The organism is Telluria sp. PB2R4, assembly GCF_059685695.1.
Window position 1 is genome coordinate 1 of sequence record NZ_JCASIC010000017.1, and the last position, 16587, is coordinate 16587.

At 61.5% G+C, this 16587-nt stretch carries 10 protein-coding genes; 6 read left to right on the top strand and 4 right to left on the bottom strand.

Going from position 1 to position 16587, the window contains the following annotated elements; all coding sequences use genetic code 11:
- Positions 1-165: 165 nt before the first annotated feature.
- On the bottom strand, positions 166-552 hold the full coding sequence (locus AC56LU_RS22045; protein ID WP_497177741.1) for a HipA domain-containing protein: 387 nt from the start codon (positions 550-552) through the stop codon (positions 166-168).
- Positions 553-885: 333 nt separating this feature from the next.
- Entirely contained in the window at positions 886-1221 is a 336-nt protein-coding gene (locus AC56LU_RS22050; RefSeq protein ID WP_497177742.1) for a helix-turn-helix domain-containing protein, read from the bottom strand.
- A gap of 230 nt (positions 1222-1451) precedes the next feature.
- Here AC56LU_RS22050 and dnaE point away from each other — a divergent pair, with 230 nt between their 5' ends.
- Positions 1452-4949 carry a DNA polymerase III subunit alpha gene (gene dnaE, locus AC56LU_RS22055; RefSeq protein ID WP_497177743.1) on the top strand — a complete coding sequence of 1166 codons (3498 nt, stop codon included), beginning with the start codon at positions 1452-1454 and terminating at the stop codon, positions 4947-4949.
- A gap of 222 nt (positions 4950-5171) precedes the next feature.
- Here the strand turns inward: dnaE and AC56LU_RS22060 are convergent, their stop codons facing one another.
- Positions 5172-6245, bottom strand: a complete 1074-nt coding sequence (locus AC56LU_RS22060) for a DUF5694 domain-containing protein (RefSeq protein WP_497177744.1) — start codon at positions 6243-6245, stop codon at positions 5172-5174.
- Positions 6246-6659: 414 nt separating this feature from the next.
- On the opposite strand from AC56LU_RS22060, the gene AC56LU_RS22065 reads away from it, so the two are divergent.
- From AC56LU_RS22065 to AC56LU_RS22075, 3 genes are all read left to right on the top strand, one after another.
- Positions 6660-7130, top strand: coding sequence for a chemotaxis protein CheW (locus AC56LU_RS22065; protein ID WP_497177745.1), 471 nt, complete (start codon positions 6660-6662; stop codon positions 7128-7130).
- A 30-nt stretch (positions 7131-7160) separates the two neighbouring features.
- Positions 7161-8900 carry a methyl-accepting chemotaxis protein gene (locus AC56LU_RS22070; RefSeq protein WP_497177746.1) on the top strand — a complete coding sequence of 580 codons (1740 nt, stop codon included), beginning with the start codon at positions 7161-7163 and terminating at the stop codon, positions 8898-8900.
- A gap of 129 nt (positions 8901-9029) precedes the next feature.
- On the top strand, positions 9030-12377 hold the full coding sequence (locus tag AC56LU_RS22075; protein WP_497177747.1) for an EAL domain-containing protein: 3348 nt from the start codon (positions 9030-9032) through the stop codon (positions 12375-12377).
- Between the two features lie 242 nt (positions 12378-12619).
- On the opposite strand, the gene AC56LU_RS22080 is transcribed toward AC56LU_RS22075, so the two are convergent.
- Positions 12620-13483, bottom strand: a complete 864-nt coding sequence (locus tag AC56LU_RS22080; RefSeq protein ID WP_497177748.1) for a glycosyltransferase family 2 protein — start codon at positions 13481-13483, stop codon at positions 12620-12622.
- A 68-nt stretch (positions 13484-13551) separates the two neighbouring features.
- On the opposite strand from AC56LU_RS22080, the gene AC56LU_RS22085 reads away from it, so the two are divergent.
- The gene (locus tag AC56LU_RS22085) at positions 13552-14826 is read left to right on the top strand and encodes an O-antigen ligase family protein (protein WP_497177749.1); all 1275 of its coding nucleotides are present in this window, start codon (positions 13552-13554) and stop codon (positions 14824-14826) included.
- The gene (gene msbA / locus AC56LU_RS22090; protein WP_497177750.1) at positions 14816-16546 is read left to right on the top strand and encodes a lipid A export permease/ATP-binding protein MsbA; all 1731 of its coding nucleotides are present in this window, start codon (positions 14816-14818) and stop codon (positions 16544-16546) included. The genes AC56LU_RS22085 and msbA overlap by 11 nt, the downstream gene beginning before the upstream one ends.
- The last annotated feature ends 41 nt before the right edge of the window (positions 16547-16587 follow it).

Here is a 16587-nt window from a genome sequence, read left to right on the forward strand (position 1 = left end):
ACTGCCTGTGGAGGGGATGGCGCTGGTCCTGCGCGCAAGTGCGGGACGAAACCGGCCCCGGCGAAGCAGGAATCCAACGGCACGGCAGCTTTGGATAACAACGGCTAGCTTTGCATAGGTTTGGACGAACGGATAGCTCCAGCGGTCAGTCTGCAGTTGACCTGGTTATTCCGCCTGCAGCAGAGAGGCGGCGCTCACGCAAATGTGGCGCTGCAAATGATTGCGGTCAAACCGCAGAACGCGAACCGCGCTGCGGCCTCCTGCCGCAGGGTGATAGGCCGTCTTCGCAAAGTTCAATCCGCATGCGGCGCCCCATTGCTGGCCCAGGTGCTCGAGAAGGGGAATATTCGCCACATCCGACATGACCTCTGGCTTTACGAGCCAGAATTCTCCATCTTCCCCTCGCACCGTCGCTTTCGGTCGCGCCCCGCCAATACTGGCTGTCTGGACCAGTCGGGCACGCATCCTTGCGCGTATGGTGGGGCGGCGTTCTGCAAGCGCTGCCAACTCCTCGACAATCTCATCGAGTTGCGGCAGCGCAGGCGTGTTCATCGTTGCGCCCGGCGGTCTATTGCCTGGTCCCACGGCGAGAGCCCCCATCGGTCGAGGTTGCTGGCTTTTAGCAGGTACTGAAGGGGAGGGGCATCTACTGGAAGATTATGTTCCCGACGCAGCAAGGCTTGTCCCCACGCCTGGTATCGAGGCGCGCGGACGTCTTCACCCGGCAAAAATGGCAGGTTTTTCGGGTCGACAGGCCAACTGAGCCCAGCCTCGACGTAGGAAGGAGCGTATAAAAAAACGCCTTCCCCCGGTTGGCCTTTCTTGTATCGTCCAACTGTGACCCACTCACCAGTATCCGGTCGTTGAAGGTACACAAACAGAGGCTTAGAAATATTCAACATCAGCGCCCCCTTTTTCCTGCTGGCTCAACTTGACACGCTGACCAAACTCTCCCTGCCACAGTTCCGCAGGCAGTGCCGGCACTGCCCGGTCAGCGACGCCCAGTGCAAGCAGCGCTGTCACATAAGCGCCGGCTCCGGCGCCCGGGTCCCCTCTTTCAAGACGAAGCAAGGTAGTCTTGGAAACGCCTAATCTGGTGGACAAGTCAGCGACGGTGATGCGCTGGCGCAGGCGTTGAGTACGGATACAGCTACCCCATATTTTCAGACGCTCCTGTACCAGTGTTGGCCAGGTCTCGGTAGTGGTCAGCTTCTTGGGCATCGTTAAGCATCTCCATAGATAAGTCATTATAGTGCATAAGGACCTATCTATAAGTGCAATAAAATTTCTGTGGAATCATAGATGATTCCATATAGGTTTTAACGACACATCTATGAATACATCAGCTGGGCGTTTCAGTGATGGAAATGACCCTGGCAGGTTTCACTGGGTGCCGAAGTCGCGTGCCTTTTGACAACATCGAAACTCGCCGTCCGGGGTAGAATATCGGGATGACTTCCCCGACTTTCACCCACCTGCGCGTCCACTCCGAATACTCGATCGTCGATGGCCTCGTGCGCATCGACGACATCGTGGGCGCCGCCGCCAAGGACAAGCAGCCGGCGCTGGCCGTGACCGACCTGGCCAACATGTTCTGCCTGGTGCGCTTCTACAAGGCGGCGCGCGGGAAGGGGATCAAGCCGATCGTAGGCGTCGACGCCTGGATCACCAATGACGAGAACCGCGACAAGCCCTCGCGCCTGCTGATCCTTGCCAAGAACCGCACCGGCTACCTGCAGCTGTGCGACCTGCTGTCGAAAGCCTGGCTCACCAACCAGTACAAGGGCCGCGCCGAGATCCGTGTCGAGTGGCTGGAGGCGCTCGCCACCTCCACCTCCACGCTGGAACCCGAGGTCGACCAGGCCAACGCGCTGATCGTGCTGTCGGGCGCCGGCTTTGGCGACGTCGGCCAGGCCCTCGAACAGGGCGACATCGAGCGCGCGGAACGCGCGGCCGCGCGCTGGGCGCGCATCTTCCCGGGCCACTTCTACATCGAGATCCAGCGCGCCGGCCAGGCCAACCAGGAGCAGGTCGTGCGCCATTCGGTGGCGCTGGCCGGGCGCTTCAAGCTGCCGGTGGTGGCGACGCATCCGGTCCAGTTCCTGGACAAGGAAGAATTCATCGCCCACGAGGCGCGCACCTGTATCGCCGAAGGCGAGATGCTGGCCAACGCCAAGCGCGTGCGCCGCTTCAACGAAAACATGTGCTTCAAGTCGCAGGCCGAGATGGCCGAGCTGTTCGCCGACCTGCCGGGCGCGCTTGCCAACTCGGTGGAAATCGCCAAGCGCTGCAATGTCACCCTCACGCTGGGCAAGCCGCAGTTGCCGGACTTCCCGACGCCGGATGGCATGAGCATCGACGACTTCCTGGTGCTTGAAACCAAGCGGGGCCTGGAAGAGCGCCTGGTGCAGCTGTTCCCGGACGAAGCCAAGCGCGAGGAGGCACGCCCGCGCTACGAGGCGCGCCTGGAGTTCGAGAACAACACCATCATCAAGATGAAGTTCCCGGGCTACTTCCTGATCGTGGCCGAGTTCATCCAGTGGGGCAAGAACAACGGCGTGCCGATCGGCCCGGGCCGCGGCTCGGGTGCAGGTTCGCTGGTGGCGTACGCCCTGAAGATCACCGACCTCGACCCGCTGAAGTACAACCTGCTGTTCGAGCGTTTCCTGAACCCGGAACGCGTCTCGATGCCCGACTTCGACATCGACTTCTGCCAGGAAAAGCGCGAACTCGTCATCCAGCACGTCAAAGATCTGTATGGACGTGATGCAGTATCGCAGATCGCCACCTTCGGCACCATGGCCGCGAAAGGCGCGATCCGCGACGTTGGCCGCGTGCTCGACTTCGGCTACAACTTCTGCGACGGCATCTCCAAGCTGATTCCGTTCAAGCCGGGCAAGCAGGTGTCGATCGCGGAAGCCATCGAAGAAGAACCGCTGCTCAAGGAGCGCCTCGAGAACGAGGAAGAGGTCAAGCAGCTGCTGGATCTGGCCCAGCAGGTCGAAGGCATCACCCGCGGCATCGGCATGCACGCCGGCGGCGTGCTGATCGCACCGGGCAAGCTCACCGACTTCTGCCCCCTGTACACCCAGGGCGGCGACGCCGGCGTGGTGTCGCAGTACGACAAGGACGATGTGGAAGCCGTCGGCCTGGTGAAGTTCGACTTTTTGGGCCTGACCACGCTGACCATCCTCGACCGCGCGGTGAACTACATCCGCGCGCTCGATCCGCAGGACGCCGGGTTCAACCTCGAGACCCTGCCGCTGAATGACCGGCCTTCGTACAAGCTGCTGTCCGATGCGAAGACCGTCGCGATCTTCCAGCTGGAGTCGCGCGGCATGCAGGGCATGCTCAAGGATGCGCGTCCCGACCGCTTCGAGGACATCATCGCGCTGGTGGCGCTGTACCGCCCGGGCCCGATGGACCTGATCCCCGACTTCTGCAAGCGCAAGCACGGCGAGAAATTCGACTACCCCGATCCGCGCACCGAGTCTATCCTGTCCGAGACCTACGGCATCATGGTCTACCAGGAGCAGGTGATGCAGATGGCGCAGATCGTCGGCGGCTACTCGCTGGGCGGCGCCGACATGCTGCGCCGCGCGATGGGCAAGAAGAAGGCCGAAGAAATGGCCGAGCACCGCGAGATCTTCCGCGCGGGTGCGGCGAAAGATGGCCTGAGCACCGAAAAGGCCGACGAGATCTTCGACCTGATGGAGAAGTTCGCGGGCTACGGCTTCAACAAGTCGCACGCCGCCGCCTATGCGCTGCTGTCCTACCACACGGCCTACCTGAAGGTGCACCACACCGCCGCGTTCATGGCAGCCAACATGTCGCTGGCGATGGAAGACACCGAGAAGATCAAGATCCTGGTCGAGGATGCGATCGACGTCTGCAGGCTGACCATCCTGCCGCCGGACGTCAACGAATCGCACTTCCGCTTCACCCCGGAAGGCCAGCCGAGGTCAGTCACCGGCAAGCAGGTCGCCAACATCCGCTACGGCCTGGGCGGCGTGAAAGGCGCGGGGCAGGGCGCGATCGAAGCGATCATCGCGGCGCGTCTTGATGGCGGCAAGTTCAAGGACCTGTTCGACTTCTGCATGCGCGTGGACCGCAAGCAGATCAACCGCCGCACCATCGAATCGCTGATCCGCGCCGGCGCCATGGATGCCTTCGGGGTCGATCGTTCGGTGCTGCTGGCCACGGTCGGCTTCGCGATGGAAGCGGCCGGCCAGGCCGCTGCCGCCGCCAACCAGGTCAGCCTGTTCGGCGGGGATGATTCCGACCTGGTCGCGCCACCGGAATACGTGAAGGCGACGCCCTGGACCGACCGCCAGAAGCTGGCCGAGGAAAAGATCGCGCTCGGCTACTACCTGTCGGGCCACATGTTCGACTCGTACGCCGCCGAGGTGCGGCGCTTCGCCAAGACCAAGCTGAAGGACCTGGAGCCATCACGCGACCCGCGCATGCTGTGCGGCGTGATCACCGGCGTGCGTACCCAGATGACCCAGCGCGGCAAGATCCTGATCGTGGCGCTGGACGACAAGACCGGCGTGGTCGAGGTGACCATCTACAACGAGCTGCTGGAGCAGAACAAGAACGTCTTCAAGGAAGACGAGTTCCTGCTGGTGGTCGGCAAGGTATCCGAAGACCGCTTCAACGGCGGCCTGCGCATCACCGCCGAAAAGGTGTTCGACATCGCGGCGGCGCGTATCCAGTACGGCTTCAAGCTCGAGATGGACGTCGGCTGCGACCTCAATCCGGGCAAGCTGGCCGAGATCCTGCAGCCCTACCGCCAGCAGGATGGCTTGCCGGTCAGTCTGCGCATCAAGCCGCAGGGCGTCGAAGCAATCCTGCAGCTCGGCGACGACTGGCGGGTGGCGCCGTCGGATACGCTCAAGCAGCAGCTGGAGCTGACGCTGGGGGCGAAGGATGTCGCAGTCGAATACTGACCCACGCCGCGCTGGCCACGAACGATCCCACGGCCACGAACGATCGTAGGGTGGGCGGCTCCACCCGTCGATCAGCTTACTCCGCAGCTAGGATGCCGCCCACGCGTTCAACTCCCTGTTGAGCAGATGGAACGGCTATTCACCTGCCGGTCGAACGCGTGGGCGGCATGAACGGTGTGGATGAATCGCATCGCCCGGTGCAGCCGCCCACCCTACAACTGCTCACTGCAACAGCGGCCCCGCATCCACCACCCGCACATCATGCATCTGGTGCAAATACGCCTCCAGATACCCCTTGTGCGAGGCCCCCACGACAACCAGCATCCGGCTTCCCGGGCGCGGCGTCAGCGCGTCGCGGATGTTCCCCGCCATGCGCAGGTTGCGCGTCTCCCAGTAACCCACATACTGGCGCCCGAAGCGCTGCGCCGACGGCTCCTCCAGCGCCGCACCGAAATCGCCCTCGAAGGCCAGCCGCATCTCCTGCGGCGCGTTGTAGGCGCGGTACAGGGCCAGCAGGTCCTCCGGCGTCGCCAGCCTGGCCTGCAGCGCTTCGCCAGCCTTGCGGCGCTTTTCCACGGCCGGGTTGTTCCAGGCCTTCCTGATCGCATCGCCCCAGCCCTTCTCGTCCGCGATCATGCGGTCGGCCGTGTGGTCGTCCATCGCGAATACCTGTTCGTGGCCGAGACGCGCGGCCAGGCGGGCGGCGATCAGGTAGCTTTCGTCGCGGCGATCTTTCAGCTTGTCCAGCAGCTCCACCAGCTTGTCGTCGAGGCCATCGCCCGCGCGTCGCTCGGCTTCTGGCAGGCGCAGCCATTGCACGACCGCCGATGCGCGCTCGCCGCCCGCGAGGAACAGGGCCGCCAGGCGGCGCCGCTGGCCGGCCGAGGGCTGCGCGGGCCAGGACGCCAGCAGCTGCTCGGCCTGCGCCGTCGCCGCAGGCACGTCCAGGCCGGTCGCCAGCCGGGCCGGCGCCGGATCCCAGCAATAGGAGGCGATCGTGTCCTTGTAGCGGCCCGGATAACGGCGCACGTGGTCGCACTGCGCACCCGACAGCGCCTCGATGCTGATGGCAGCCGGCTTCCATCCGGCCAGCCGGTCCTCGAGACCGCGCAGGGTGGCCGGGTCGAAGGTCTTCGGGAAGTAGGAGAGGTGGGGCGAACCGAGCACCATCACCTCGTTGGCCGGACCCTTTGCCGGACCCTTCAGTCTGGCAGGGTCGAAATCGGGCTGGTAAGCCTGGGCGGCGGCCACGCCCGAGACAACTGCTGCAAGGAGAAATGCATACGTTCGACGCACGTTGGCTTCCTTTCCGGGGAGTTGGCACATCGAACGATGATTGCATGACAGAAATGAAAGGTCAATCTATGCATGCCGTGCTGCCTCTGCCTACCACGGAAAGTTATCTGTTTGCATACTAAAAGCATAACCGTGCTTGTACCCATATGCGTTCGTAATCGATTTCTGCTCAAGCGCATAAAAATTCCTATAGGAAATCGAATTTGATTTGGATCAAGTTTTGTATGCGATGGACGTTGGTAGTCTAGGGCCGCGCATACGTTGCGATGACTCGCAATGTTGGCGCAAGACAACATCTTTAAAAAATGCCTTACTCTTTATGAAACATTTCGTAGGATTATTCCTACCAAAGTGTAGGATTGTGTGAAGGCGGTGCAAAAGCGGTGCACCGTGTTGCGACTATAAGGAAAGCACATGGAAGACGAAAAAGCCGAGAACAAGGAGATGTTGGCGTTCAGGCTCGGCAAGGAGGAGTATGGGATCGACATCCTGTGCGTACAGGAGATCAGAGGCTACGAGCGCGTGACGCGCATTGCCAATGCGCCCTCGTTCGTTAAAGGGGTCGTCAACTTGCGTGGCGTGATCGTGCCTATCGTCGATTTGCGGATCAAGCTCAATCTGCCGGACGCGAAATACGACGCAACGACTGTGGTCATCATCTTGAATATGGATCACACAACCGTCGGAATGGTGGTCGACAGTGTGTCGGACGTCGTGTTCCTGTCCGAAGGGGATATTCGGCCTGCACCGGAAATGGGAAACGCCATCGACGCCAGTTACCTGACCGGTATCGGCGTGTTGGGTGAGCGCATGCTTGTCCTCGTCGACATCGTTCGACTGATGTCGCTTACCGAAGTTAATTTGAACGATCAGCTTGCAGCTTAAGTAATTACAACATCGAAAGTCGAGGGAAAAATGTTTGCAAACATGAGAGTTGGCACCAAGCTGATCGCGGGATTCCTGATCCTGGCCTTGATTGGCGCAGTCGTTGCCATGATTGGTATTTTTAACATGGGCAAGATCAACGATATGGCGGACGCGATGTATGAGCGCGAACTCATCGGGCTATCGCATATCAAGGAAGCAAATATCAATCTTATTTATGCCGGACGCGCGCGAGGCAATTACTTGCTGTCGACGACGCTCCAAGAGCGCGAAACCAACCTCAACAATATCAATAAGTATCTGGCTGCGGTCAAGGACTACCTTGGCAAGGCGCAGCCGCTCTTTGTCACCGAAGAAGCCAAGCGGATGTTCGCTGAATCCGCGACGGTAACCGCCAGCTACGAAAGCGAATTGGCCCGCGTCTTCTCGCTGACAGACAAGGAGCCGCTGGCCCAACGTAGCGAAGCGCTAACGCAGGCACTGGCCGAAACCCGCAAGCATGCCAACAGCCTGGACCAAGTGCTGACTCACCTGTCCCAACAAAAGGAAGCGCGGGCAAAAGCAGCTTCCGTCGAGACGACTGAACTGTATCAGGCAAGCCGGTCGATGATGCTCATCCTGACTTTCTGCAGTGCTGCAGCGGGAGTCGCGCTCGGCGTTCTCATCACGCGTAACCTGACCGGACAACTCGGTGGCGAACCAAATGAAGCTGCCAGGATCGCAAGCGCGATTGCTGCCGGCGACCTGAATGTCGCGATCGGGATCAGGCCAGGCGATCAGTCGAGCATGCTGCATGCAATGAAACAAATGCGCGATAGCCTAGCGAACATTGTCGGTCAGGTACGCAACGGCACCGAGACGATCGCTACGGCATCCTCCCAGGTTGCAGCGGGCAGTCTCGACCTGTCCTCGCGGACCGAGCAGCAAGCCAGCTCGCTCGAAGAAACCGCCTCGTCAATGGAAGAACTTACCTCCACCGTCAAGGAGAACGCAGAGAACGCACGTGAAGCAAACACGCTCGCAGCGAAGGCATCGGCGGTGGCGGTGAAAGGCGGCGAGGTCGTCCACGAAGTGGTGGGCACCATGGAACAGATCAATGAGTCCGCCAAGAAGATTGTCGACATCATCACCGTCATCGATGGGATCGCATTCCAGACGAATATCCTGGCGCTGAATGCGGCAGTGGAAGCTGCCCGTGCGGGCGAGCAGGGTCGCGGCTTTGCCGTCGTAGCGAGCGAAGTACGGACGCTCGCCCAGCGCTCGGCAAATGCGGCGAAAGAAATCAAACTGCTCATCGGCGACTCGGTCGACAAGGTAGAGAATGGCAGCAAACTGGTCACGCAGGCCGGCGCTACCATGCACGAGATTGTCGACAGCGTACGCCAGGTGACAGCCATCATCGAGCAGATTTCGATGGCAAGCCAGGAACAAACGTCCGGCATCGAGCAAATCAACCAGGCAGTTGCTGAAATGGACCAGGTGACGCAGCAAAATGCAGCGCTTGTCGAAGAGGCGGCAGCAGCCTCCGAATCGATGCAGGAGCAGGCTGCTCAGCTGGCTGAGGTGGTGAGTGTCTTCAAGCTCGATAACGCGCGTCAGGCAGACATTCCGCAAAGTTTGCCGAGCCCGGCAAAAGTCGTGACCAGGACGGCTTTGGCGAAAAAGCCTGCGCGGCCGGCTTCGGGGCCGAATAGCAGAGCTTCAGCGGGTGTAAGCAAGGCGCCTCCGAAAGCGGCCCTCGCTGGTGCAGGTGATTGGGAACAGTTCTAGCCGCAAACAGTAAGAGGTGCAGCGCTCCTAAAACCCGCATTCAGGAGTGCTGCACCCGGTAGTCGACTACATCGTGCCGGAATATTTTAGTAGCGTTTCCATATCAATCGCGGCAACAGGTGTATCCATATGAATTCTTCTCTCCCCGTTCTTGAATCCTTGCTTCGAGAATATCCTGGAGCTGCTTATCGCTGCCTGAACGATTCTGACTGGACAATTCAGTATATCAGCGCTGGGGTTGAGTTACTGACTGGCTATGCACCGGAGGCGTTCCTCGGCTTGGCCGGACGGAGTTATGTGCGAATCATTCATGTCGAGGACCGCGACCGTATCCATCAAGAAGTCGAAAGATCACTCCAGTCCGGTGACAGCTTTGTTCTCAGCTATCGTATCGTTACCGTCGACAGCGCTATCAAGATCGTCAACGAATACGGGCATGCTATTCGACGGCCAGATGGAAGCATTGTTGCACTTCAGGGCTTCATCATGGATGTCACCGCTGCCAGGCAGATGCAGGCGAAACTCGAGGAAATAAACGAGCGCTTCAAGTGGATTGCCCACGCAACGAATGACAATATCTGGGACTGGAACCCGCAAACCAACGAAATGTGGCGTGGCCCGAATATTCGCGGAACGTTCGCTCTGCCTTCGGATTCGACGGATACCGAATTCGCGTGCTGGTCCAATCTCGTGCATCCAGAGGACAGGAATCCGGTTGTGGCGAGTCTCCATGCGGCGATTGTCGCCACTGACGAGGAGTGGTCCGCAGAATATCGGCTCCAGTGCGTCGACGGGACGTTTGCGCCGGTATTGGATCGTGCAAGCATTATCCGTGATCCGGAAGGGCGCGCCGTTCGCGTCGTTGGCGGGGTATCCGACCTCACGGAACGCAGGCAGTCGAAAATGCATCTGGAACGTCTGAGCCGTGCGCTTCGAATCATGAAAGAATGCAGTGAGAGGCTGATACGGCAAGCCGATGAGAGCAAATTGCTCGCCGATATCTGCGAAATGATTGTCGAGACGGGAGGTTACCAGGCAGCTTCTATTACGCTTGCGGAAGACGCTAGCTCCAAGCCGACGCAGATGTTTGCATACTGCCCACCTGGCATCACACCTCTGGCATGTGCCGGGACACCGCCGACTTCGGATGGACGCGATGGCCTGTGTCTTCGTTTGAACCATGCCTCCGAGCAGCTTGGTACCATCAGCATCCATAGCGGCACACCCGGCGCATTCGATGCCGAAGAAGTCCAGTTGCTGCAGACGCTGGCTGAAAACATTGCTTTCGGTATCGCCGCCATACGATCGAGGGAAGAGCGAAAGCGTATTGAATCGGCAGCCGTAAAAATCGTTGCCGGGGTCTCGGCGAGTTCCGGTGACAACTTCTTCTCACAATTCGCACGGAACATGGCGCTTGCGGTCGGCGGCGATGGCGCCTTTGTCGCCCGGTTTGGAGCAGACCTGTCTTCAGTCGAGACCGTCACCGCCGTAGTAAGGAATGAAGTAGTTCCCAATTTCTCCTATGACATCGCAGGCTCGCCTTGCGAGCGCTTGCTTGCATCGCCAAGTTGCGTTGTCATCAACGATGTGTCGGACTGTTATCCCGCTTCCGGTGCCGCACACCTGGGCATGGGCGGCTACGTCGGATGCCGACTCGACACTGTCGATGGACGTCCGCACGGACTTCTGTTTGTCCTGTTCCAGGGCGCGGTAACGCAGCTGGAATTCGTGACGCAGACCATCCAGATTTTCGCTGCCAGGGCTGCGTCCGAGCTGGAGCGTCAGATTGCGGACGCCCGGATTTCGGAACAGGCATCACTGCTCAATAAAGCAAAAGATGCCATCGTCGTGCATGACGCGGCCCATCGCATCACGTTCTGGAACAAGGGCGCAGAGCAGCTGTATGGCTTGAGCGCTGACCAGGTCATTGGCACCTCCATCGGTCAACTTGTCTACGATGACAAGGAGCGCTTCAACACGCTTTGCAGGTACTTGCTCGAACATGGACAGTGGCAGGGCGAAATGAACAAGCGTTTTGCCGATGGCCGTGAACTGACCCTGGAGATCAACTCTACCCTGGTGCGAAACACGAGCGGAAAGCCGGACTCGGTATTCTCGATCATTACCGACATTACCCGGCGTAAGGCTGCCGAAAATGAGGTCGCCAAGCTCGCCTTTACGGACCGTCTGACGGGCCTGCCAAACAGGCTCATGCTCGAAAACGAATTACAGGCTTTCCTCGACAGCGGCAGGACCACCGGCGAAGAAGGCGCGTTGCTGTGGATCGATCTGGATCGGCTTAAAACCTTGAACGATACCCGCGGACACGATATTGGCGACGTGTTGCTACGCCAGACGGCACAGCGCATCGCTGCCGCGATTGGCAGCGGAAATATTGCCGCGCGCTTTGGCGGTGATGAATTCGTCGTGTTGATGACCGGATTGGGTGGTGAACTTGAAGCAGCAATGTCGGTCGGGCGCAATGTGTTGCAGAGCTTGAACGAACCGTATGACATCGATGGCGATGTGCACAGCGGGTCTGCCAGCATAGGCCTGGCTTACTTTCGCTGCGGGCGCGACAGCGCGGCAGAAGTTCTCAAGCGTGCCGATATCGCGATGTACGAAGCGAAGTCCGCTGGTCGCAATACCCTGCGGCTGTTCGACACCGCGATGCAGAAGGCAATCCACTCGCGGGTAGAGCTGGAGAACGAACTGCGCCTTGCTCTGCAGATCGACGCATTACACCTTGCATACCAGCCCCAGGTCTCGGAGTCAGGCCGCATGCTGGGCGTCGAGGCATTGCTGCGCTGGAATCATCCGACGCGCGGGCCGATTTCACCAGCCGAGTTCATCCCGGTGGCCGAGACGTCCGGCCTGATCATCTCTTGTGGGGCGTGGGTGCTCGAACAGGCATGCCAGCAACTGCACGTGTGGGAGCGGTGCGATACTACCCGCTCGTTGACCATCGCGGTCAACCTCAGCGCGCACCAGATCAGGCATCCTGGTTTCGTCGACCAGGTAAAAGACACGCTGCGCCGTACCAAAGCCAATCCGCGCCGGCTGAAGCTGGAGCTGACCGAAAGCTCCCTGGTCACCGATACCGACGCAACGGTCGAGAAAATGACGGCACTGAAAGCTATTGGTGTCAGTTTTTCGCTCGACGACTTCGGTACCGGCTTCTCGTCGCTGTCCTACCTGAGGCGCCTGCCCCTCGATCAGCTCAAGATCGATCGTTCCTTCGTTTCCGACGTGGTGACCGATACCAATGCGGCGGTGATTACCCGCTCTATTATCGCCTTGGGAAAAAGCCTGAGTTTGCAAGTGATTGCGGAAGGTGTGGAAACCGAATACCAGCGGCAGTTTCTTGCAATGCACGGCTGTACGATCTACCAGGGTTACCTTTTCAGCAAACCGCTAGGCATCCGCGACCTGGAAGCCTATTTGCTGTGTGCGTCGAGTAAGTTATGTGTCGCCTGATATCGGCTTGGCGATTGGTGCGTTCTGCAGAATAGCTGGCGTTCTCTCAAGCGAATGAACGTCGAACCGGGTAGCCACTCGGCATTCGGGCCAGCATCAAGCGCCATCCTGCGCTCGGCTAGCTCGAATACTTCAGCGTGCCGGCTCGCTGGCCGACCGCGATCCAATGAACGCCCCGCCACGAAGACATCCGCACTGCGCTGCGCGCGCCCTTGCGAAGAATCCGGTCGTCAGCGACATCTTCACCGCTGATCCGACCGTCCTTGCTCTTGAAGCGCCTCGCCCGCGTGCTCGCGCAGCCCTTGGCTCGCCTGGACGGTCTTGTCGGCGGCGCGCTGCAGCACCACCTGGCGGTTGCTGGATTCCTCGTCGCGCCTGGCCTCGCGGTGCCACAGGTGCAGCACCTCGGTGGCCAGGGCGCCGTCCTTGCGCAGTACGCCGGCATGGAACAGGCGCACCACCAGGTCGGAATCCTCGTGGCCCCAGCCCACGAAACTCTCGTCGAAGCCGTTGACCTTGTCCAGGTCGGCGCGCCACACGGCCAGGTTGCAGCTCTTGATGCGGCGCCAGCTGAACTTGCGCCGCACGCGGCCGGCGTCGGGCCAGCGCAGCATCGTCTGCAGCACCTTGTTCATGTCGCCGCGCAGGCGGTAGCGCAGGCGTGCGAGCACGGGCAAGCCGGCGACGTCGATATGCTCGCGCAGTACGCGTTCGGTCAGCGCCTGGCTCAGCAGGATGCGGCTGCCCGACACCAGGAAGCCCGGTTGCGCCAGCGCACGGTGGCGCTTGATGAAGTCGCGCTGCGGCACGCAGTCGCCGTCCAGGAAGATGATATAGTTGCCGGTTGCCGCCAGCGTGCCGCGGTTGCGCGCCATGGCGGCGCGAAAGCCCTCGTCCGGCTGCCACACGTGCTTGACGGGTACCGGCGAGCGTGCGCGCAGGCGGTCTATGGTGTCCCGCGTGTTGGCAGTCGAGCCGTCATCAGCGATAATGATTTCAAAATTCTTGTCATCCTGCATGAAACAGGCTTCCACGACCGCTTCGAGTGCGTCCGGGCGGTTGTATGTGGTGATCACGACAGAGATGCTCAGATCTTGTTGCTGCATGGGTTTCGCTTGGTTGTCACCGATTGAACACGGCTCAGGGTCTGCAAGAATATCCCACAAGAACATGAATGAACAATAATCAGACGAAAATCGGGGTGCCGATGCAGCGTTGGATCGGCTTCCTGGTTTTCCTGTTCCCTTTCCTTAGCCTCATCACCCCGTCCGGCATCGGCTTCAGCAGCCTCATCTTCGTGCTCGTCGCCGTGTGCATGCCGCGCAAGGCGTGGGCGGCGATGGCGCCGCACTGGCGCGACATCCGCTGGGTGGTGGCGGCCTTCGGCTATTACTTCCTGCTGGCGCTGGCGTACGTGCTGGTACGTCCGGACGCGACCCTGCACTACCTCGACAAGCCCTCGCGCATGTTGCTGGGACTGAGCGCCGCCATGCTGGTGGTGCTGGCGCGGCCGGCACGGGCGACCCTATGGTGGGGCGTGATCGCCGGCGCGCTCGCCGCGCTGCCCTTCATCGCTTACCAGCGCCTCGTGCAGGGCATCGAGCGCCCGGGCGGCTGGCTCAATGCCATCACCTTCGGCGACATCGCGCTGTGCCTGGCGCTGGTGGCGCTGGCGGCCGCCATCGACTACCGCCACAGCACCCGCAAGGCGATCTTCCCGGCGCTCGGCGCGCTGGCGGGACTCGCGGCCACGGTCATGAGCGGCACGCGTGGCGGCTGGATCGCGCTGGTGCTGGCGGCCATCCTGTTCCTGACCTATGCGCGCCTGCTGCAGAGCCGGCGCGTGCGCCTGCTCCTGATCGGCAGTTTCGCGCTGTTCGCCTCGACCTTCTTCATTCCCGCCTTCGGCGTGCAGGAGCGGGTCGGGCAGGGCGTGCACGACGTCCAGACCTGGATGGACGGCGGCAGCGCCTTCTCCAATGTCGGCATCCGCCTGGAGCTGTGGAAGGGCGCAAGCCACATGATCGCGGAGCGGCCGTGGTTCGGGCGCGATCCGCTGAGCGTGCGCGCCGAGCTGCGCGCGCTGGCGCAACAGGGCGAGGTCCAGGACGTGGTCCTCGGCTTCGACCATCTGCACAACGATCTGCTGCAGGCGCAGGCCACCGGCGGCGTGTTCGGCCTGCTGGCCTATCTCGGCATCCTGGCGATGCCCTTCGCCTTCTTCGCGCGCACGGTCGGACGCGGCGTCCACGGCGCCCGCCGCGGCATGCCGCAGTTCGCGCCGGCCCTGGCCGGCATGCTGGTGGTGCTCAGCTACTTCGCCTTCGGCCTCACCGAAGTCATTTTCTGGTCCCTGAAAGGCAGCATGTTCTACGTGCTCATGGTGGCCCTGCTGATGGGCTTCTGCCTGACTGCGAAAGACGAAATGGAACAACAGCGTGGAAAATAAAGTCATCATCAAGCGCCTGCTGGCGGTGGTCAAACCCTACCAGACGCGTTCCTGGCTGGCGCTGCTGTCGATGGCGCTCACCGCCGCCACCCAGCCGCTGCTGGGCAAGGCCCTGCAGCTGCTGCTCGACCTCGGCTTCAAGGAAAAGGTCCCGTTCAGCCTGTGGTGGATTCCGGGCGTGCTGGTCTCGATCTTCGTCCTGCGCGGCATCGGCACCTTCTCGACCGCCTACCTCAACAACTGGGTCACTAGCCGCGTGCTCAACGACCTGCGTGCGATGGTCTTCGACCGCGTCCTGCGGCTGCCTGTGGGGCGCTTCCACGAAGAGTCGACCGGCAAGATCATCAACACCGTGGTGGGCGACGTGCGCCAGGTCGTGGACATGCTGCAGTCGGTGTTCGTTGCCTGCGTGCGCGATACCCTGGTGGTGATCGGCCTGCTCGGCACGCTGCTCTACCTGAACTGGAAGCTGACCCTGGTGGCCATCGTCGTGATCCCGCTGACCGCCGTGATCGTGCGCACCACCACCGGCCGCCTGCGCCGCCTGAACCGCGAGAACCAGCGCGTGACGGCCGAGATGACCCAGGTGGTGGAAGAAGCCACCCGCGGCCACCAGGTGATCCGCGTGTTCTCGGGCGAGCGCTACGAACGCGCACGCTTCCATGCCCGCAGCGAAGCGCTGCGCGGCTTCTCCCAGCGCATGACCGTGGCCTTTGCCGCCACCACGCCGATCACCCAGGTCGCCACGTCGCTGGCGCTGTCGCTGGTGGTGGTGCTGGCGATCCAGGCCGACATGACCGTGGGCGAGTTCACCCAGTTCGTGACCATGATGCTGATGCTGCTCACGCCGCTCAAGTCGCTGGCCGAAGTGAACGGCCCGATGCAGCGCGGGATCGCGGCGGCCGAGACCGTGTTCGGCCTGATCGACGCGCCGGCCGAAGTCGACACCGGCACGCGCGAACCGGGCCGGGCGCAGGGCCACCTGCGCTTCGAGAACGTCTCGTTCCGCTATCCGAACGCGGTCAACCCGGCCTTGCAGGACGTGACGCTGGATGTGCAGCCGGGGCAGACGGTGGCGCTGGTGGGTATCTCGGGCGGCGGCAAGTCTACTTTTGTCAACCTGGTGACGCGCTTCTACGATCCGGAACAAGGCCGCCTGCTGCTCGACGGCGTGCCCTACCAGGACATCAAGCTGGCCGGCCTGCGCGCGCAGCTGGCGATGGTGAGCCAGAACGTGGTGCTGTTCGACGATACCCTGGCGGCCAATATCGCGTATGGCGTCGAGAAGATCGACTACGAGCGCCTGGCGGCAGCCGTGAAGGCGGCGCACCTGACGGATGTGGTGGCCAAGCTGGAAGACGGCGTCGAGACGCGCATCGGCGAGAACGGCATGCGCCTGTCGGGCGGCCAGCGCCAGCGCGTGGCGATCGCGCGCGCGATCTACAAGGATGCGCCGATCCTGATCCTCGACGAAGCCACCTCGGCGCTCGACAACGAGTCCGAGCGCGCCGTGCAGGCAGCGCTGGAGACCCTGATGTCGGACCGCACCACCATCGTGATCGCCCACCGGCTGTCGACCATCGAGCGGGCCGACCGGATCGTGGTGATGGAGCATGGACGCATCGTCGAGCAGGGCACGCATGCGGAACTGCTCGATGCGAACGGGATGTATGCGAATTTGTACCGGTTGCAGTTCGTGGCGGCGGATGAACAGTCGTAAAACCCGTAGGGTGGGCGGCTTCGCCGCCCACGCGTTCAATC

Bases quoted from the DNA above. Each gene is read 5' to 3' on its own strand.
- AC56LU_RS22085 (WP_497177749.1), top strand. From the start codon at position 13,552: ATGAACAATAATCAGACGAAAATCGGGGTGCCGATGCAGCGTTGGATC.
- AC56LU_RS22080 (WP_497177748.1), bottom strand. From the start codon at position 13,483: ATGCAGCAACAAGATCTGAGCATCTCTGTCGTGATCACCACATACAAC.
- AC56LU_RS22075 (WP_497177747.1), top strand. From the start codon at position 9,030: ATGAATTCTTCTCTCCCCGTTCTTGAATCCTTGCTTCGAGAATATCCT.
- AC56LU_RS22050 (WP_497177742.1), bottom strand. From the start codon at position 1,221: ATGCCCAAGAAGCTGACCACTACCGAGACCTGGCCAACACTGGTACAG.
- AC56LU_RS22070 (WP_497177746.1), top strand. From the start codon at position 7,161: ATGTTTGCAAACATGAGAGTTGGCACCAAGCTGATCGCGGGATTCCTG.
- dnaE (WP_497177743.1), top strand. From the start codon at position 1,452: ATGACTTCCCCGACTTTCACCCACCTGCGCGTCCACTCCGAATACTCG.
- AC56LU_RS22065 (WP_497177745.1), top strand. From the start codon at position 6,660: ATGGAAGACGAAAAAGCCGAGAACAAGGAGATGTTGGCGTTCAGGCTC.
- AC56LU_RS22045 (WP_497177741.1), bottom strand. From the start codon at position 552: ATGAACACGCCTGCGCTGCCGCAACTCGATGAGATTGTCGAGGAGTTG.